At 66.9% G+C, this 17,497-nt stretch carries 16 protein-coding genes; 4 read left to right on the top strand and 12 right to left on the bottom strand.

The window, feature by feature from the left end:
• Window positions 1–7 precede the first annotated feature (7 nt).
• The gene (locus EIZ45_RS40790; RefSeq protein WP_043831918.1) at window positions 8–436 is read right to left on the bottom strand and encodes a DoxX family protein; all 429 of its coding nucleotides are present in this window, start codon (window positions 434–436) and stop codon (window positions 8–10) included.
• 283 nt (window positions 437–719) lie between these two features.
• Here EIZ45_RS40790 and EIZ45_RS40785 point away from each other — a divergent pair, with 283 nt between their 5' ends.
• The gene (locus tag EIZ45_RS40785; RefSeq protein WP_134668779.1) at window positions 720–2,624 is read left to right on the top strand and encodes a translation factor GTPase family protein; all 1,905 of its coding nucleotides are present in this window, start codon (window positions 720–722) and stop codon (window positions 2,622–2,624) included.
• On the opposite strand, the gene EIZ45_RS40780 is transcribed toward EIZ45_RS40785, so the two are convergent.
• The 7 genes from EIZ45_RS40780 to EIZ45_RS40750 form a co-directional block, all read right to left on the bottom strand.
• Window positions 2,560–2,982, bottom strand: coding sequence for a hypothetical protein (locus EIZ45_RS40780; RefSeq protein WP_134668777.1), 423 nt, complete (start codon window positions 2,980–2,982; stop codon window positions 2,560–2,562). The two genes, EIZ45_RS40785 and EIZ45_RS40780, sit on opposite strands and share 65 nt — an antisense overlap.
• Window positions 2,983–3,066: 84 nt before the next feature.
• Entirely contained in the window at window positions 3,067–3,996 is a 930-nt protein-coding gene (locus tag EIZ45_RS40775; protein WP_037815991.1) for a triacylglycerol lipase, read from the bottom strand.
• A 75-nt stretch (window positions 3,997–4,071) separates the two neighbouring features.
• Window positions 4,072–4,806, bottom strand: a complete 735-nt coding sequence (locus EIZ45_RS40770) for an ESX secretion-associated protein EspG (protein ID WP_043831912.1) — start codon at window positions 4,804–4,806, stop codon at window positions 4,072–4,074.
• 8 nt (window positions 4,807–4,814) lie between these two features.
• Window positions 4,815–6,281 carry a hypothetical protein gene (locus tag EIZ45_RS40765; protein WP_134668774.1) on the bottom strand — a complete coding sequence of 489 codons (1,467 nt, stop codon included), beginning with the start codon at window positions 6,279–6,281 and terminating at the stop codon, window positions 4,815–4,817.
• Between the two features lie 3 nt (window positions 6,282–6,284).
• Window positions 6,285–6,926, bottom strand: a complete 642-nt coding sequence (locus tag EIZ45_RS40760) for a DUF3558 domain-containing protein (RefSeq protein WP_134668772.1) — start codon at window positions 6,924–6,926, stop codon at window positions 6,285–6,287.
• Window positions 6,926–7,396: a hypothetical protein gene (locus EIZ45_RS40755; protein WP_134736110.1), complete on the bottom strand. Its 471-nt coding sequence runs from the start codon at window positions 7,394–7,396 to the stop codon at window positions 6,926–6,928. The genes EIZ45_RS40760 and EIZ45_RS40755 overlap by 1 nt, the downstream gene beginning before the upstream one ends.
• 701 nt (window positions 7,397–8,097) lie before the next feature.
• Window positions 8,098–9,255, bottom strand: coding sequence for an acyl-CoA dehydrogenase family protein (locus EIZ45_RS40750; protein ID WP_106961293.1), 1,158 nt, complete (start codon window positions 9,253–9,255; stop codon window positions 8,098–8,100).
• A gap of 119 nt (window positions 9,256–9,374) precedes the next feature.
• On the opposite strand from EIZ45_RS40750, the gene EIZ45_RS40745 reads away from it, so the two are divergent.
• Window positions 9,375–11,048 (top strand): class I adenylate-forming enzyme family protein, encoded by a 1,674-nt coding sequence (locus tag EIZ45_RS40745; RefSeq protein ID WP_205670267.1) that lies wholly within the window; start codon window positions 9,375–9,377, stop codon window positions 11,046–11,048.
• Window positions 11,049–11,099: 51 nt separating this feature from the next.
• Here EIZ45_RS40745 and purE read toward each other — a convergent pair whose 3' ends face one another.
• A complete protein-coding gene (gene purE, locus EIZ45_RS40740) occupies window positions 11,100–11,597 on the bottom strand; it encodes a 5-(carboxyamino)imidazole ribonucleotide mutase (RefSeq protein ID WP_134668765.1) in 498 nt (165 codons plus the stop codon).
• 11 nt (window positions 11,598–11,608) lie between these two features.
• On the bottom strand, window positions 11,609–12,793 hold the full coding sequence (locus EIZ45_RS40735; protein ID WP_134668762.1) for a 5-(carboxyamino)imidazole ribonucleotide synthase: 1,185 nt from the start codon (window positions 12,791–12,793) through the stop codon (window positions 11,609–11,611).
• 717 nt (window positions 12,794–13,510) lie between these two features.
• Between EIZ45_RS40735 and EIZ45_RS40730 the strand changes: the two genes are divergently transcribed.
• Window positions 13,511–13,873 carry a hypothetical protein gene (locus EIZ45_RS40730; RefSeq protein ID WP_134668759.1) on the top strand — a complete coding sequence of 121 codons (363 nt, stop codon included), beginning with the start codon at window positions 13,511–13,513 and terminating at the stop codon, window positions 13,871–13,873.
• A gap of 167 nt (window positions 13,874–14,040) precedes the next feature.
• Here EIZ45_RS40730 and EIZ45_RS40725 read toward each other — a convergent pair whose 3' ends face one another.
• Both EIZ45_RS40725 and EIZ45_RS40720 read right to left on the bottom strand, forming a co-directional pair.
• Entirely contained in the window at window positions 14,041–15,369 is a 1,329-nt protein-coding gene (locus EIZ45_RS40725; RefSeq protein WP_037816406.1) for a glycosyltransferase 87 family protein, read from the bottom strand.
• A 53-nt stretch (window positions 15,370–15,422) separates the two neighbouring features.
• Complete coding sequence (locus EIZ45_RS40720) at window positions 15,423–16,274, bottom strand: hypothetical protein (protein WP_037816002.1); 852 nt, start codon at window positions 16,272–16,274, stop codon at window positions 15,423–15,425.
• A gap of 256 nt (window positions 16,275–16,530) precedes the next feature.
• Here EIZ45_RS40720 and EIZ45_RS40715 point away from each other — a divergent pair.
• A partial coding sequence (locus EIZ45_RS40715) for a sigma-70 family RNA polymerase sigma factor (protein ID WP_205671786.1) occupies window positions 16,531–17,497 on the top strand: 967 nt, incomplete at its 3' end.

Below are 17,497 nucleotides of genomic sequence, written 5' to 3'. Positions count from 1 at the left end.
GACGCACTCAGGCGCTCTGCAGCTCGCGCGCCCCTTCGCGGCGACGCCGGAACAGCACGTGGTCCAGGGACAGCCGTCCGCCGTTGAAGCCCAGCGCGAGCGCGGTAAGGCCGAGCACCAGCACCAGTTCGTAGCCGCCTTCGCCGGTGAGGCCGTGCGCCGCGTGCACCGAGATCAGCGCGCCTGCCATGTTGATCGCGTAGCCGATGGCGACCACCGGCAGCAGGAAGCCGACGACGAACGCGATCGAGCCGAGCAGTTCGAGCACGATCACGAGGAACGCGGAGACGCTCGGCAGCGGGATGCCGATCTGGCTGAACATGTCGGCGGTCGCCCCGACGCCGCTGTCCCATTTCTGCAGGCCGTGGGCGAAGAACACCACCGCGATGCCGATCCGGCCGAGCAGCAGCGCGACGTCCTTGACTCGAGTCAACATGCAGACAGCTCCCGATAGGTGAAAATTCAACTGACCAGGCCCACGGTAGGGCACTGAACACCGCCGCGGGGTGTCAGCCAGTGATCGACAGGAAACCGACAGGCACCGAAAACTCGCTGTACACCGCGCCCGGCCCGGCGCTACCGTGCCGATAACCGCGCGTATGTGCTGCTCGCGGCCGTGTTGTTCGCTGTTGTTCGCTACCTGCGAGGAGTCCCGATGCGCCGACAGTCCGATCGACCCCAGTTCGGCCTGTCTCCCGCAGCTGAGGACTTCCGCACGCATGAAAACACTGACCATCGGCATCCTGGCGCACATCGACGCAGGTAAAACCAGCCTCACCGAACGTCTGCTGTTCGAGACCGGCGTGATCGACCACGCCGGTCGCGTCGACGACGGCGACACCCAGACCGATTCGCTCGACCTCGAACGCAGGCGCGGCATCACCATCAAGTCCGCCGTCGTGGCGGTCAGTACGCCCGGCCACCGGCTCAGCCTCGTGGACACCCCCGGCCACCCCGATTTCATCGCGGAGGTCGAACGCGCCGTCGGCGTGCTCGACGGCGCGGTGCTCGTGGTGTCCGCGGTGGAAGGAGTGCAAGCCCAGACCCGCGTGCTGATGCACACGCTCGTCCGGCTCGGCATTCCGGTGCTGGTATTCGTGAACAAGATCGACCGCACCGGCGCGCGGGAAGCGTCGCTGCTGGAATCCTTGCGTACCAAGCTTTCCCCGCAATGTGTCGCAATGAGCACAGTAAAAGAGCTCGGCACCGCTAACGCCCACCCAGTGCCGCTGCCCTTCGACGACCGCCTAGCCGACGCTCTCGCCGGAGACGACGTCTTCCTTGAGTCCTATGTAGCCGGTATAGCGTCTCCTGTGGATTTCCGAAAAGCATTGGTACGCCAGGTATCCACTGCCTCGGTGTATCCAGTCTTCTTCGGCTCCGCAGTCACCGGCGCTGGCGTCGCCGACCTCATCGCCGGGGTTTACGAATTGCTGCCATCTCGCGAACGCCGCGGCGACGGACCGCTCGACGCCACCGTCTTCAAAATCGAACGCGGCCGCTCAGGCGAGAAAATCGCTTACGTACGAATGTTTTCCGGCACGCTGGCAGCACGTCGACCGGTACCCTTCCGCCGCGTAGGCGCGGAAGGCGTCGGCCGCCCGTCCGCAGTACGAGTATTCGAGCACGGCGCGACCCCCGTGTCCGGCGAGGCGCTGGCCGGAGATGTCGCACGCGTCTGGGGCTTGCCGGAGATCCGGATCGGCGACCGACTAGGCGACAGCGCCGACCTGTCTCAGGACCGGTTCTTCGCCCCGCCGAGCCTGGAAACGCTGGTGTATCCAGTCGATCCAGACCAGACCAGTGCGCTGTACACCGCGCTGACCCGACTGTCCGAACAGGACCCGCTGATCAGCATCCGCCGACAGGACCAGGAAATCACCGTCCGCCTGTACGGCGAGGTGCAGAAGGAAGTCATCCGGACGACCCTTGCCGAAGAGTTCGACATCGCCGCCGAATTCGAGGAATCGCGACCGCTGCTGGTCGAGTGTCTACACGGGACTGGACATCGCGTGCGCCGCCCCGCCCCGGACGAGCGAGTGTTCTTCTGGGCCACCGTCGGACTCCGTGTCGAACCCGGCCCGCCCGGCTCCGGCACCGACTACCGGCTGGAAGTCGAACTAGGCTCACTGCCACTTTCGTTCCACACGGCCATTGAGGACACTGTCCACGAGGTCCTGCACGAGGGTTTGCACGGCCGGGAAGTGATCGACTGCGTGGTCACCCTCACCGACACCGCGTTCTACCCACCAGCCAGCACCGCCGGTGATTTCCGCGGCATGACACGGTTGGTACTGCAGGAGGCTCTTCGCCAGGCCGGAACCCGCGTGTACGAACCAGTCCACGCGTTCGAACTGGAGGCTCCGGCTTCCGCGATCAGCGCCGTACTGCGCAAGCTAATCGAGCTACGCGCAGTCCCCGGCGAACCAGTGATCACCGACGACCGGTGCACTGTGGACGGTCATCTCCCCGCCGTCTCAGCGCACGAACTGGAACAAGCACTGCCCGCGCTCACCCAAGGCGAGGGCACGTTGGTCACCAGTTTCGCCGAGTACCGGCTCAAGCCGGGTGGCGGCGGGCCAGGTCGAGTTCCGTCCAGCCGCCGTGGGCGGACAACAGCGTGAGAACGCGCTCCGCGAGGGCCGAAAACCGGCGCAGGTCCTCGTGGAGCGCCTTCGCGCGGGTGGAGTCGAGCGGGGCGTGGTCGTCCCACCAGAGGCAGATGACCGCGCTCGCGCACAGCACCAGCGGCTGAACGATGTCCGTGAACTCCGCGGACGGCTCGGCCGTTTCCCGGCACGTGCTCTCGATTTCGTCGCACGCGTCGAGCAGTTCGCGCAACGGACCCACCGCGCCGGACGGGGTGCCGTCCCACGACGCGGTGGGCCACGCGCGGTCGCTCAGCTCGAGCCAGAGCCGCCATCCGGCGACCAGCTCGGCCTCGTCGTGCGGCGTCCAGGTGTCGGGGAGCAGCCAGAACATGTCACCGACTGTGACACCGGAGCCGGAGTCCGCACAACCAGGTCGGCGAAAGTGTTCGCGTTTATACCCCGGGGCGGGGGTATCTCAGCTGATCACCGGGGGCACGAACACGCAGTTGGGCTTTTTCGCGTGCTGCGGGTCGAGCGCGTTGAGCACCTCGCGCTGCGCGATCGGGTCGTAGGTGATGCCGAGGTGGTCGGTGTAGTCGAGCCCGCAGACGTCCTGGAGGACGAGGTTTTTCACGTTGGGCGCGGGCTTGAGGAACGCGTTGGTGTACGGGGTGACAACGTCGTCATACCTGGTCTGGATCACGGTGTAGTCGACGCCCGGAACCGTGTCGCCGCCGGCGTTGAGATCCTTGAGGAACGCCGACCCGGTCGACTGCTCATTGCAAGCCGCACAAGCCACGCCGACGAGATCGCGCGCGGGCGGGATCGCCTGGATCGCGGTGAGCAGGCCGAACAGGCTGGTGCCGTAGTTGGACGGAGACAGCCCGATCAGCTTGCCGATCTTGCTCGCGCCGCCGAGATACTTGATCCAGTAGCGCGGGTTCATCCCGCCCTGCGAATGCCCGACGACGTCGAGCTTCGAGGCCCCCGTGGCCTGGAGGATCTTGTCCCCGAAGGTCGCGAGCTGGCCCGCCGTCCCCGCCACCGGACCGACCGTCTGCAGGAACGCCCCCGGCGACCCGCCGAAGTTCCCCGCGAACACGCAGTACCCCTCGTCGGCGAGCCGCTGGGAGAGGTTCGCCCAGTTCTCGTACGCGTTGGCCGTGGTGCCGTTGGACAGCAGCACCGGGTTCGGATGCTCCGCGGAAGGTTTGCAGTTCCAGTCGTTGGCCCCCGGCGGCGCGATCGTCGGCTGCCCGGCCGAATAGATCGCCGCGGCGATGATGTTCGGCTGCACCGGACCGGTCGGTTCTTTCCCGGTCGCTGCCACCGCGGTGCCCCCGCCGAGCGCGACCACCGCCGCTGCCAGGAGGACCATGCCCCGTCCGAACGCGCGTACGCCCATTCCGTTTCACCTCTCTGTGAACCCGACGCTTTGGTTAACGCGGAACACGAGAAAGGGAAACGCGGTTACTAGTTTTTATCGCAAACTGACGAGTGCCCGGTTCACCGCATCGATCAAGGAGGCCCGATTTCCCGGGTAGACGCTAATCTGCGCCTCGCCGGCGTTGGTGGTCTGGAAGCTCAACACCCGCCCGCGCCCACTGAGATCAAGCACCGAGAGCGGCGAACTGTACCTCCGCTCGCCCCGCCCATCGCGGACCGCGGCATGCAACTGATGCACCGCATCGCGCGGCGCCCGCATCAGATACCGCAACTCGTCCGCCTCGCCACCCTCCTCAGCCAGCGGGTCCGCCCCGCCGTTGTCGTAGTACTCCCGACTGACCCGCATCGCCCGCACGGATGCCGGCGGACATTCCGGCATCGCCATGACCAGACAAGCCGCCAACTCGTCCGGCGACACCGGATCGAGCTGAACGAACTCCGCGTCGGTAATCAACCGAACGGCGTCGGGTTTGGTCGCCGCGACGAGAATCGCCCCGTTGTCCTCTTGATGGGTGCCGAAGTCAGTCCACCCGTACACCTCATGCCGCGCCGTCGCGAGCAGCTTGAGCGTGCCGCGCAACGCATCCGCCGTCCCGCCAAGGTCTTCGAGAAGCCCGCGCGTCCGCTTCGCCCGCTCGGCCGCGCCTTCCTCGGTGAGATACATCGGGGTGTCCTCAACCACCACCGGCGCTTTCCCGAGGTTTTCCTCGTGCCACAGCGCCAAAAACACCGACCGCGGCATCCGCAGCGGTCTGTCGATGATCGTCATCGAGCCCCTCAACCACCAATCGTCGGAGGCGTAGGAGGCAGCCCGGTCCGGGGATCGAGGGTCCGCTCGCCGTTCTCGTCAACGAGCGAGAAGGCCGAGTCGTCGTCGATTCCGTACTTGCGTTGGTGTTCTTTGTCTTCCTCGCCTTTGCCTTTTCCTGCTCCGGCCATGCCACCCATTCCGGGTGCGCCCTTGGCTCCAGCCGCGCCCTTGCCCGCCGCTCCGGCCCCACTGCGGGCCGCACCTTCTTCACCCGCGCCGACCCCGGCTCCGGCTCCTACGCCTGTGCCCGCACCCGCACCGCCGCCAAGCCGAGCCGCGATCCCGCCACTGCGCCCCGCGGTTTCGCCTGCTCCACCGAACGGCCCAAACCCGCCCGGCGTCCAGGCACTACCGCCGCTGTTGCCTGTGCCGGTGCTGTTGCCGGTGCCGTTGCCCCAGGAAGTCGGCGTCGACGGAGTCCAGTTCGACCCACCACCCCGATCAACCGACGGCGGAGTCCACCCAGCCGTCGAAGTCCCATCACCATCCCCCGGCCGATACCCCGGCGGCACCGTGACACCTCCCGGCGGGTACGACACCCCACCAGGTCCGCCAGTAACCCCAGACCCACTACCCCCAGGCCCGCTGGTTCCCGGCCCACCGGTTCCCGGCCCGCTGGTCCCTGGCCCGCTGGTCCCTGGCTCGCTGGTTCCTGGCCCATTCCCGGGCCCGCCAACGGCCCCCGGCCCACTCCCAGGCCCACCAGAATCCTGCCCACCTTTTCGATAGACCTTCTCGTGCGACCCGGTCTTGCCCTTGCCGCGATCTTCCCCGGAGTCGATCTTGAGATTCTGCCCGTCGAACCCGGAAACCTGACCGTAATCGCTATTCAGCCCCTGACCATTGGTCTTAGCCTGGTCAGCGTACTTCTGATACCGCTCGACATTGTGATTGGCAGCAGCGTTGTACTCGTTGATCTGCTTCTCGGTATCAGTGTCCCAGGGAGTCCCCTGGTCCCAAAGATTCTTGTGCGGAGGCGTGGGAGGCATCGCCTGCAACGCGATCTTCATGTCGTTGTAGCCGTGCGTGGTATCGACCAACTTCTGCCCATTGACCACGTACGCCTGCGCAGAAGTAGAAGAAGCATCCGACAACGGCCTCAACCGAGCCCGAGCAGCGTCCGCACCGTCGCCGGTCCAGACAGATTCCAGCATGGTGGTGATCTGCTGCGCGTCGTCGCTGTTCTGGTTGTGCTCCTGGATCATCTTCTGAACCATGGAACTACCGCTGTCCCACGACGAAGTTCCCGGCCCTTGCTGAACCTGCTGCACAATCGCAGGCGCCGGAAGGGCTTGATCACCGAGGTTCCCGTGGTAGAAGTCGGAAAACCAGTTTCCCGCATCCTTGAGCCGATCGTTGACCCAGTCGTCCGCGTCACTGATCCGGTCGCCAATCCACTGGGCGCTCTCGCCGATGAAGTCGAAGAACCCCATCGGTCACGCACCCGCCTTCTTCTTCAGGTTACTGGCGACCATGTCCGATATCTGAGCAGTAACATCACAAGGGTTCGTCGCGCCAACCTTTGAGGGACTCAAAGTAACGGACACATCGACATCATGCTGATCACTGATCCCGATACTGACCTGACAGAATGATTTGTCTCCCTGCGGCCCATATGCTGAATGCGCTACAGCTGGAAACCCTTGCACCGATGGCAGCGAACGCCACACCGTCGACTGCGGCTTCGAGTTTGCGTATACCGCACTCAAACCATCAGAAACTTTTGTTACATACAAGACCGTTAAAATAGCACCGGAATCACTATTAGTCCAGTGACATTGCGCACCGAGAGAAGCATTATCGGCATGCTTCCCCTGTACCTCTTTCCCCAGGACCTTTCCCACCTGCTCCGACGTGAACGCGCTGTCGCACGGATGCGTCGATAGCACTGAATCCGGCAGGGGATTCTCAACCTTGGGCGCACCCGCATACGGCAAGGTTTTTCCAGCAGATGACGAAGAGGTCGAGGTATCAGGCGAAACAGGAGGCGGACTCGGCGTCGTACCACCAGAACAACCAGCGACTAACACAACGATCGCCGCAATCCCTGCAGAGAACGAGGTGAACTTCACCTTCATCAAATCATTCCCTTGTCTTCGCCGCTGTTCCCGATAGCCTTCACATCCGTAGCTGCATGACCGTCCGACTCGCGGACAATGCCCATCGCCTTCTCCAGGCGATCGACCAGCTCCGTCATGTACTGGTACATACGCTCGTTCGCGTCCTTGCCAGCCGTAAAAGCGTTGACCGCCTGCTGATTGAATCCGGTGCTGCCCGGATCCTGCGCCGGCGGCGTCAACTGGGTCAGCGAGATGGCCTCCGCGCGCATCGCCCCCGCATTGTCCCGGAGCCGCTTCGCCCGCTCAAGCAGCGAACGCGCTTCATCGGGGCTCAAAGTGAACCCGGCCCCCGCCTTCGTGGCAGACGCCACCGCGGCAGCGTCCGACACCCCCTGAGCCACATTCATCGCCGCCCCCACGACGGTGATCGGCAGCCCCGTCAGCCACCTTGTCGTTTCGATGGCTTGCCCCGGAGCGCTCTCCACCATGCCCGTCCCTCCCGTGCGCTGCGCACCGCCTCTCGACCAAGCATCTAGTCTCGAAGCCCCTCCGACTGTCACTGTAGCCAACCGCTCACAGCGGGGTGACAGAAACAAGCAAACTCACCCCACCGTGCACTACGCCGAACGGAGCAAATCTCATTATCAGCTACGCGAAGCTGGGTTCACGCGCCCGCCTTCCGTTTCGGGTTGGCGACGACCGTGCCCGCCACTTGTGGCGCAAGTGATGGATCTTTCTATGCGTCGACCTCTGCCGAACTAAAATCAGTTGAAACGTCGACAGGTATAGTTGTCGATAATACCGGAACTCACTTGGAAGAATAAGGTAGACTCGTGGACACTATGTATTGAATACGCCACCGCCAGAACTTCGTGCCGAGTTCCGACTTGCCGTCATGCTCGCCGCGAGGATTTTGCCTCAGCGCCTCGCCTATTTGGTCGGGAGCGAGCGCGCTATCGCATAGCTGCCGACACACCGACCCGGGCAGTGGACGCTACGCCTTGAGCGTGCCTGAATACGGCAGCGTCTTTCCGACAGTCGACAGCCACCTCGTCTTCATGCAACAGTCTCTCCGCTTAACGCGGCCTACCAGCAGTCAAGTCACACACCAGGATATGGCTGGTTCGAACACAAAAGAGCCCCACCACCCGATCCGGGCAGTGGGGCTCTTCAACGGAGCGCTAGGAACTCAGCCCTTCAGCAGGGCCCGCGCCATGACGACCTTTTGGATTTGGTTCGTGCCTTCATAAATCTGCGTGATCTTCGCGTCGCGCATCATCCGTTCCACCGGGAAGTCACGCGTGTAGCCTGCGCCGCCGAACAGCTGCACTGCGTCCGTCGTCACTGACATTGCCACGTCGGATGCGTACGCCTTGGCTGCCGATGCCGTGAACCCAGCGCGTTTGTCGCCTCGTTCGGAGGAGGCTGCGGAGGCGTACACGAGGTGGCGGGCGGCTTCGATTTTCGTTCCCATGTCGGCCAGCATGAACTGGATTCCTTGGAAATCTGCGATTGCCTTGCCGAACTGCTTGCGTTCCTTGACGTACGCGACGGCGGCGTCCAGGGCGCCTTGGGCGATTCCCAGAGCTTGTGCGCCGATCGTCGGGCGGGTGTGGTCGAGGGTGCGTAGGGCGGTTTTCAGGCCGGTGCCCGGTTCGCCGATGATGCGGTCCGCGGGGATGGTGCAGTTTTCGAAGTAGATTTCGCGGGTCGGGGATCCCTTGATGCCCAGCTTCTTTTCCTTCGGGCCTACCGAGAATCCCGGGTCGTCCTTGTGCACGACGAATGCGGAAATGCCGTTGGCCTTCTTTTCCGCGTTCGGGTCGGTTACGGCCATCACCGTGTACCAGGACGATTCGCCGGCGTTGGTGATCCAGCACTTGGTTCCGTTGAGGACCCAGTGATCGCCGTCCAGGCGGGCGCGGGTGCGCATGGACGCGGTGTCCGAACCGGCCTCTCGTTCGGACAGGGCGTACGACGCTGAGGCTTCACCCGAGGCGATCGACGGCAGGACCAGCTTCTTCAGGTCCTCCGAAGCGGACAGGATGATCGGCTGTGTGCCCAGTTTGTTGACCGCCGGGATTAGGGACGCGGACGCGTCGACGCGCGCGACTTCCTCGATCACGATGCACGCGCCGATGGCGTCGGCGCCCTGGCCGTCGTATTCCTCGCCGATGTGGACGGCGTTGAAACCCGCCTTGATCAGCGCTTCGTTGGCCTCGACCGGGTAGCGCTCCTGCTCGTCGACCTCCGCCGCGTAGGGCGCGATCTCCTTCTCGGCTAGAGCCCGGACCGCGGCCCGCAGTTCCTCGTGCTCTTCGGCCAGCTGATACAGGCCCTCGGCCACCTTCAGTCACCTCTTCTGCAGCGAAACGGGAGAAAGTCCCTCGATGTTAGCCCGCGTTCACTCCGAACGCGGCAGCTCGCTTCTTGTGTCCTCGGCCTCACCGTTCGTATGGTCAAGTGATGGCTGCCACTGCGTCGACCCCGCCGCCCGGATTGCCCGCTTCCCTTGACTACCCCGAGGTACCGATCGGTTCGGTACTCGCCGGCGCCGCGACGCGCTACGGCGATCGAGTCGCGTTCGCTATGGACGACGACCAGCTCACGTTCGCACAGACCTGGCAGGCCGCCTGCCAATTCGCGCAAGCACTGCTCGCCCGCGGCATCGGGCGGGGCGACGTGGTCGCCGTGCACCTGCCGAACTGTCTCGCGTATCCGATCGCCTACCACGGCATCCTGCTGGCCGGGGCGACGTTCAGTCCGACGAACCCGCTGCTCCCGCCGGACGACCTCGCCTTCCAGCTCACTGACTGCGGGGCCGCCGCGGTCGTGACGTTCGGGCCCGTCTCGGGCACGCTCGCGGCGGTCGCCGACCGGATTCCGGCACGGCTCACGATCGTCGTCGCGCCGACCGGCGAGCTCGGCGACGGGAGCGTGGAGTTCCGCGAGTTCTTCGCAGACCAGCCCGCAACCAGGCCTGACGTGCCGATCGACGTGGACCACGACCTCGCTCATCTCGCCTACACGGGTGGCACGACCGGGCGGTCCAAGGGCGTTGAGCTCACGCATCGCAACGTCGTCACGAATACGCTGCAGCACACCTGCTGGTCGACCGGGTCGGTACCGGCGCTCGACGCGAACGGCGACGTGACGCTCGACCAGATCGGCAGCCCGGACGAATGGCCGACCCGGCTTGGCACCGGCACCGGCATCAACCTGACGCCGTGGTTCCACGCGATGGGCGTGATCGCGGGGCTCAACGGGCCGTTAATGGGCGGCGGTACGACGGTGCTGCACGCCCGGTTCGACCCAGCCGCGTACGTCGCTGACGCGGAAAGGCTGCAGGTCACGACGATCGGTGGCGCGCCCGCGCTGTTCGCGGCGCTGTTGGCCACGCCCGCGTTCCACACTGCTGACCTGTCGTCGGTGCGCAACATCGGCTCCGGTGCTGCACCGATGAGCCACGAGATGATCCGCGCGCTGCACCAGCGGTTCCCTGGCGTCGTGATCGCCGAGGGATACGGGCTCACCGAGGTGACGATGGGTGCGGTGATCTCGCCGAGTCACCGGTCCGGCGTGCGCAAGGTGGGGTCGGTCGGCAGGCCGATCTTCGACACCGAGGTCAAGCTCGTCGCGGACGGCAGCGAGGAGCCGTTGCCTCCCGGGCAGGAGGGCGAGGTGTGCTTGCGCGGGCCGCAGGTGATGCGCGGGTACCGGAACCGTCCGGAAGAGACCGCTGCCGCGCTGGTCGACGGATGGCTGCACACCGGCGACATCGGGGTCCTCGACGAGGACGGCTATCTGTCCATTGTGGACCGCAAGAAGGACATGCTGCTGTACAAGGGATACAACGTCTTTCCGCGCGAGCTCGAGGAACTGCTGAGCGCGTCGCCGGGCGTGCTGTCCGCGGCAGTGGTCGGACGGCCGAGTCCGGAGGTCGGCGAACTGCCGGTGGCGTTCGTGGTGCGGAAGCCGGACTCCTCAGTGGACGCCGAGCAGCTGATGGCGGCGGTGAACGAGAAGGTGCTGCCGTACAAACGCCTGCGGGAACTGCACTTCGTGGCGGAGATCCCGGTGTCGGCGGCGGGCAAGGTGCTGAAGCGCGAACTGCGCAAGCAGCTGCCCGACCCAGCCTGAACCTGCGGGATGCGCGGATGCCGGTTCCGGACCGGCATCCGCGTCCCCGGCCTACTTGCCCGCTTTTTCGCGGAGCTTGGCGTCCTTGTCCAGGACCAGCTGCTCCAGGTCCTCCTGGAACTGCGTCAGCTTCGCCTGCAACTGCAGGTCGGCGGCGGCTAGGATCCGGACCGCGAGGAGACCGGCGTTGCGCGCCCCGCCGACGGACACCGTCGCGACCGGAATGCCGGCGGGCATCTGCACGATCGACAGCAGCGAGTCCATGCCGTCCAGGTACTTCAGCGGAACCGGCACGCCGATCACCGGCAGCACGGTCGCCGACGCGACCATGCCCGGCAGGTGCGCGGCACCGCCCGCGCCCGCGATGATCACACGGATGCCCCGGTCGGCCGCGGACTTCGCGTAGTCCAGCATCCGCTGCGGGGTGCGGTGCGCCGAGTAGACACCGACCTCGTACTCGACGCCGAACTCGTCCAGCGCTTGTCCCGCGGCCTCCATCACCGGCCAGTCGGAGTCGCTGCCCATGATCACGCCCACCTGCGGCGCCATTGTGTTCCCCTTCAGTGGATCTCGTAGCCGTCGAGCCAGACGGCGTGGGACAGCCAGTGCGCGGACAGCAGCGCGCGATCGCGCAGGTCGTCCATGCGGTCGCCGATGAAGTTGACGTGCCCGAGCTTGCGGCCCGGCCGGTCCTGCTTGCCGTAGAGGTGGATTTTCACCTCGGGGAAGCGCGCGAACAGGTGGTGCACGCGCTCGTCCGGGCTCATCTGCGGCGAGACGTCCGCGCCGAGCACGTTCGCCATCACGCACGCCGGCGCGATCAGGTCGGTGCGGCCGAGCGGGTAGTCCAGGACGCCGCGCAGATGCTGCTCGAACTGCGACGTGCGCGAACCGTCCATGGTCCAGTGGCCGGAGTTGTGCGGGCGCATGGCCAGCTCGTTGACCAGCAGGCCGGTCTCGGTCTCGAACAGCTCGACCGCGAGCAGCCCGGTGACGTCGAGCGTCGACGCGATGCGCAGGGCCAGCTCCTGCGCTTCGTGCACGCGCGACTCGGACAGCCCCGGCGCGGGGGCGAGGACCTCGGTGTTGATGCCGTTCGTCTGCACGGTCTCGACGATCGGGTACGCCGCGCCCTGGCCGAACGGGGAACGCGCGACCAGCGCGGACAGCTCGCGCTTCATCGCGACCTTTTCCTCGACCAGCAGCTCGGTGCCGGCCTCGAGGAGTTCGGGAACGGTCTCGCGGGCCTGCTGTGCGGTGTCGAGCATCCAGACGCCCCGGCCGTCGTACCCGCCGCGCGACGCCTTCAGCACCACCGGCCAGCTGTGCTCGCCGCCGAACGCGATCACGTCGTCCACAGTGGACACTTCGGCGAAGGCGGGGCCGGGCACGCCCAGGCCGGCCATCATTTCGCGCATCACGAGCTTGTTCTGCGCGAACCCGAGCGCGGTCGGCGCGGGGCGCACGACGAAGCCCTCGGTGGCGAGGGTGAGCAGGTGCTCGCCGGGCACGTGCTCGTGGTCGAAGGTGACCACGTCGACCTGGCGGGCGAAGTCGACGAGCGCGTCGAGGTCGGTGTGGTGGCCGATGACGACGTCGCTCGCCACGAGGGCCGCCGCGTCGCCCTCGTCGGCCGCCAGCACCTTCAGCGACTGGCCGAGGGAAATCGCCGCCTGCTGCGTCATGCGGGCGAGCTGCCCGCCGCCCACCATGCCGACGATGGGAAGACCGGTTCGTTTGTCCATAACGCAGCCCAGGTTACTGGGCGAGAAGTGGCGGACCACGGGCGACCTGCGGCGGAGGGGGGTGCGGGTGGGGTGGGGTTGGGCTCGGGCGGCGGGGGTGCGGGTTCGCGGCGGTAACTGGCTGCGGCGGGCGGGCCGAGGCGGCGGCCAGTTGGATCGGGACGGCGGGAGAGTTGCGGGAACCGGCTGCAGCGGGCCTGCTAAGGCGGCTGGCGGGGTGCGGCTAGGCCGGGACGGCGGGGGTTATGGGCTGGAGGCGGGAACTGGCTGCGGCTTGCTGGCCAAGGCGGCAGAGGGCGGGGTGCGGTTGGCCGGGAAGGGTTGCGGTTTGACGCCGGAAAGCGGCTGCGGCGGGAGGGTGAAGGCGACTACACGCGGCTTCGGTTGGGCCGAGACGGCGAGGGTTCGCGGACAGGCGGCGGGAACTGGCGATGGCGGCGTACCGGCTGCGGCGAAGTACCGCCCGTGGCGAGAACCGGCTCCAGCGTGCACCGGCTGTGGCGGCGACCCGGCAGCGGGCAGCAGCTCTGGCGCGCACCGGTCATGGCGGCAACCCGGCGGCGGGCACCAGCTCCGGCGCACCCCGGAGAACCCGTCTGACCAAGCACCAGCCGAAGCGAGTTGACGGAAGCAACCACCAAGCACCCAGACCGCAAGCAGGCAACACCCGCGCGCCAAACCCCACCCCGGAGCGGCCCGCTGCAGCAGGATGGCTGGATGGACTCTGTCACCCTCCCGCGGCCGGTTCTTTACGCGCTTCGCCAAGCGAGTCTCCCCGGAGTGGCCACCGAAATGCTCACCGGCGCGTCCCGGCCGTTGACCTTCCCCACCGGGTTCGGCGACGTGCTCGCTTGGCTCTGGACTACCGACTCCAACTCGGCCGTGATTTACCTCGCCGAGTTGATGAAGCAGCTCCGCGAACGGCACCCGCTTGCCAAGACCGTCTCCCCGCCGTTCCGGTTTGACGAGTTGCTCACCGCCGCACGCGAATGTCTTCCGGACGACTTCGCGCACGCCGAGTTGCTCATTCAGTACACCCGCACCGCGCTGGGCGACTTCTACGGCGGCTCGGAGAACTGACAAGGGCTCACTATTCGGTTGATCTGTCCACTTAACGCGGGAGCAGAACGAGGGCCGTGCCCGTCCGCGAGCCAGGGCTCCGGACGGCCGCGTAACCACCGCGATTCAGACAGTAACCGTCGCCACCGACAAAAACGGTCGGCAAGACCCTGAACAGGGCAAAAGGGCTAAGAAGAACCAATACGGTTGCGAGCTCGCCGCTGCAGGCCCCACCGCACGGCCAGGGCGATGGCCAGCACGACTGGAGTGAGGATGTACGCGTCGCCGAGGATGTTCTGCCACACCTTCCAATGCAGCTCGACGTTTCGGCCATTTGGCAAGATCAGCAGCACGCAGCTGACGAACACGAACGCCACCAGGAACGTGCCCAGCCACCGCTTCCAGGCGGTCGCTGGGGTGGTTTTCGGCAGTCTGGACACCAGGAGCACGACCAGCGGCGCAACCCAGACCCAGTGGTGCGACCAGGAAATCGGCGAGATCAGCAGGATCCAGAACGCGGTGACGAGCAGCGCAGCAAGCGCTTGGCCGCGCCGGTGGAAGCGGAACATCAGCCACAGGGCCGGGATGGCGAGCACCAGGCCGATCGCGGTCGCTGCGGTCGAGGCCCACGGGGCCAGGTCCGTGGCGCGGTTCATCAGGGCGTTCAGCGACTGGTTGCCCGCCCAGTGCACCGGGCCGATCCGGCCGGTGTCGGGGAGCGTTTTGGTCCAGTATTTCCACGAATCGTGCGGGTTGATCAGGAACAGCAGCGCCTGCATGCCGACGAAGGTCGCCAACCCGCGCAGGGCGTCTTTCCAGCGGCCGGTGACCAGCAGGTGGCCGAGGAACACGATGGGGGTCAGCTTGATCGCCGCCGCGAGGCCCACCAGCACCCCGCCCCAGCGGCTGCCTCGGGCACCGATGACGAGCATGTCCAGCAGGACCATCGCCATCAGGATCAGGTTGATCTGACCGAGGAAGATCGTCCGCCACACCGGTTCGAAACCGAGGAAGACCAAGAAGAACACGATGGTCGACCGGGCGGGCGAGGCCCACCAGCGGGGACCGTCGGCGGCCGGGCGGGGCAGTGCGCCGATCGCGATCCGGATCGACAGGGCTAGCGCGGCCAGCGACGCCACTGTGAGGAAACCCCAGGCCACCTGCACCGGCACGACCGCGAGCGGCGCGAACAGCAGCGCCGCGGTCGGCGGGTAGGTGAACGGGAGCAGCGCCCAGCCCGGTTCGGTGGGCAGCGTGTTCGCGTCGTAGAGGTTGTCGCCGCGCAGCAGCTGCAGCGCGCCTGCCCGGTAGACCGCGCTGTCCACGCCGAGGTTCCAGTCGTGCGTCCATCCCCAGAACCCGACCGCGATCGCCAGCAGCGGGAACACCGCGAGGATGAGCATCGACCGGGGGCGCACGGACAGCCGTGCCAGAGATCGGCGCAGAGCCAGCCGGGGTTGTCCGGATCGATTCACCGGAGCTTCGCCGTCAGCAGCGGAGGGTACGGTCCTGGTCACCACACCAGGAAAGCACGAGTGCGGGAATGCTGGTCGGGAAGGGGGACCGGGGCTCAGCTGTGCGCCAATTCCGTCAGCAGCTCGCACGCCCGGTCGTGCGTCCCCGGCAACCGGACAGCGGACACGAGCGGACGGGCGACGTCGCGCAGTTGCGGGTCCACCGAAAGGCGTTCGTTGAGCGCCCTTCGCAGCGCGACCCCGCGCGTGGCCAGGCGTTCGTTGCGTTCGGCCAGCACCGCGACCGCGGACGGGCCGATCGTCGCGTAGCACTCGCCAGTGTCGAAAACGGCTTTGACCGCGTCCGCAGCAAGGATCATGGCGGTCAACCGCGGCCAGCCGGACACTGACGTCAAGTCCAGCGACACGGTGAGCAGCACATTCGCCTCGTTGACCCCGCCGCGGTAGATCTCGCCGAGCCGGGTCCGCAGGTACGCCGCGGACGGCAGGCCGGTGAGCGGGTCGGTGACCTCGGTGTGCACGAGCTGGTCGGTCGCGACGTCTGCCCAGGCCAGCGCCGTGACACGGAGCAGCCGGGCAGGGGTGGCGTCGACATCCGGCGCGACGAATCCGTCGACGGCGTCCGGGTCGGCGAGCACCGCGTGCAGAGCGGCCAGGTCGGACAGCGTTTCCGACAGCCCTGCTCCCGCCGCGGCCCGCGCCCTGCCAAGCCCGGCCAGCGCGTTCTCCGCGCCCGTCGAACCGTGCCGGACGACGGCCGCGCACACCGCGTCCACTTCGGGCAGTGCCCAATCGCTCGGGAAACGCCAGCCGGCGGCGAGGCTGGCTGTTCGCCAGCGAGCTCGCAATGCCCGCAAATGGCGGTCCCGCTCGAACCGCGCACGCGTCTCGTCCCCCGACGAGTCGCCTGCGGAGCCGAACCGCGCCCCGGTCGCCGGTACGTCCACCGAACCCCCAGCTCCTTCCGGTACCTGTCGATCTTGTTCCCCAATCACGGAGGGGACGCGGCGGTACTCCCCTCGTGACGCGTTTTCCCCGATCTTTTTCGCGTAATCACCAGACGAGGAGGTGAACTTGCTGCGCCTACTGAGGCATCTGCCGGACCACGGCGTGACGAGTGTCGCCGCATCCGTCACACTTGGTGCGCGTTGTAAGGAGCAAGGCGCGTGGAGTCCGCCGCGCGTGGAGCATCGAAGGAGCCCCGTGTCCACCGTTCCCGCCGATCTCTCCGGTAAGAGTGACGCCGAGCTGATCGCAGAGGTGCGCGCGGGAAAGATCGCGTCCTACGGTCCGCTCTACGAGCGGCACAGCGGTGCCGCGCACAACCTCGCCCGCCAGCTCGCGCGGTCCAGCTCGGAGGCCGACGACCTCGTGTCGGAGGCGTTCTCGAAGGTTTTGGACACGCTGCGTGGCGGGAAGGGCCCGGACAGCGCCTTCCGTGCGTACTTGCTTACTGCGCTGCGTCACACCGCGTACGACAAGACTCGCCGTGACCGCCGGATCGACCTCAACGAGGACATGAGCGACGTCGGCGGTGCTGCCGGCGAGGCGCTCACCGTGCAGTTCTCCGACACCGCCGTCGCTGGCCTCGAGCGCACGATGGCCGCGAAGGCGTTCGCGCGACTTCCGGAACGCTGGCAGGCAGTCCTGTGGCACACCGAAATCGAGCAGCAGAGCCCGGCTGAAGTCGCGCCGCTGCTCGGGCTGACCGCGAACGGCGTGTCCGCGCTCGCGTACCGCGCCCGGGAAGGGCTTCGCCAGGCGTACCTGCAGGTCCACCTGCAGGAAACCGGCGCGGACCGCTGCCGCGCGACCGCCGAGCGGCTCGGTGCGTGGACGCGCGACGGACTGTCCAAGCGCGAGCGCTCGCAGGTCGAGAACCACCTGGACGAATGCGAGCAGTGCCGGGTGCTGGCGGCCGAACTGGCCGACGTCAACGGCAGCCTGCGCGCGATCATCGCCCCGATCGTCCTGGGCGGCGCCGCTCTCGGCTACCTGGCGACGATCGGCGCGGCCAAGGCGAGCGCGGCTACCGCCGGTGCCGCCGCTGTCGGCGCCGGAGCCGCCGCGGCAGGCGGGGCCAAGGCGGGTGCGGCGGCAGCTGCGTCCGCGCCGCGGCAGTTCGCCGGGGTCGCCATGTCCGGGGCCGCGATGGTGGCCGCCGTCGCGG

It is taken from the genome of Amycolatopsis sp. CFH S0740, from assembly GCF_004522315.1.
Taxonomy (GTDB): Bacteria; Actinomycetota; Actinomycetes; order Mycobacteriales; family Pseudonocardiaceae; genus Amycolatopsis; species Amycolatopsis nivea.
Note: the sequence above shows the minus strand (reverse complement) of the source record. Positions and strands in the feature narration are given on the sequence as shown.

Bases quoted from the DNA above. Each gene is read 5' to 3' on its own strand.
- EIZ45_RS40730 (WP_134668759.1), top strand. From the start codon at position 13,511: ATGGACTCTGTCACCCTCCCGCGGCCGGTTCTTTACGCGCTTCGCCAA.
- EIZ45_RS40780 (WP_134668777.1), bottom strand. From the start codon at position 2,982: ATGTTCTGGCTGCTCCCCGACACCTGGACGCCGCACGACGAGGCCGAG.
- EIZ45_RS40745 (WP_205670267.1), top strand. From the start codon at position 9,375: ATGGCTGCCACTGCGTCGACCCCGCCGCCCGGATTGCCCGCTTCCCTT.
- EIZ45_RS40760 (WP_134668772.1), bottom strand. From the start codon at position 6,926: ATGAAGGTGAAGTTCACCTCGTTCTCTGCAGGGATTGCGGCGATCGTT.
- EIZ45_RS40755 (WP_134736110.1), bottom strand. From the start codon at position 7,396: ATGGTGGAGAGCGCTCCGGGGCAAGCCATCGAAACGACAAGGTGGCTG.
- EIZ45_RS40785 (WP_134668779.1), top strand. From the start codon at position 720: ATGAAAACACTGACCATCGGCATCCTGGCGCACATCGACGCAGGTAAA.
- EIZ45_RS40790 (WP_043831918.1), bottom strand. From the start codon at position 436: ATGTTGACTCGAGTCAAGGACGTCGCGCTGCTGCTCGGCCGGATCGGC.
- EIZ45_RS40765 (WP_134668774.1), bottom strand. From the start codon at position 6,281: ATGGGGTTCTTCGACTTCATCGGCGAGAGCGCCCAGTGGATTGGCGAC.
- purE (WP_134668765.1), bottom strand. From the start codon at position 11,597: ATGGCGCCGCAGGTGGGCGTGATCATGGGCAGCGACTCCGACTGGCCG.
- EIZ45_RS40735 (WP_134668762.1), bottom strand. From the start codon at position 12,793: ATGGACAAACGAACCGGTCTTCCCATCGTCGGCATGGTGGGCGGCGGG.
- EIZ45_RS40775 (WP_037815991.1), bottom strand. From the start codon at position 3,996: ATGGGCGTACGCGCGTTCGGACGGGGCATGGTCCTCCTGGCAGCGGCG.
- EIZ45_RS40770 (WP_043831912.1), bottom strand. From the start codon at position 4,806: ATGACGATCATCGACAGACCGCTGCGGATGCCGCGGTCGGTGTTTTTG.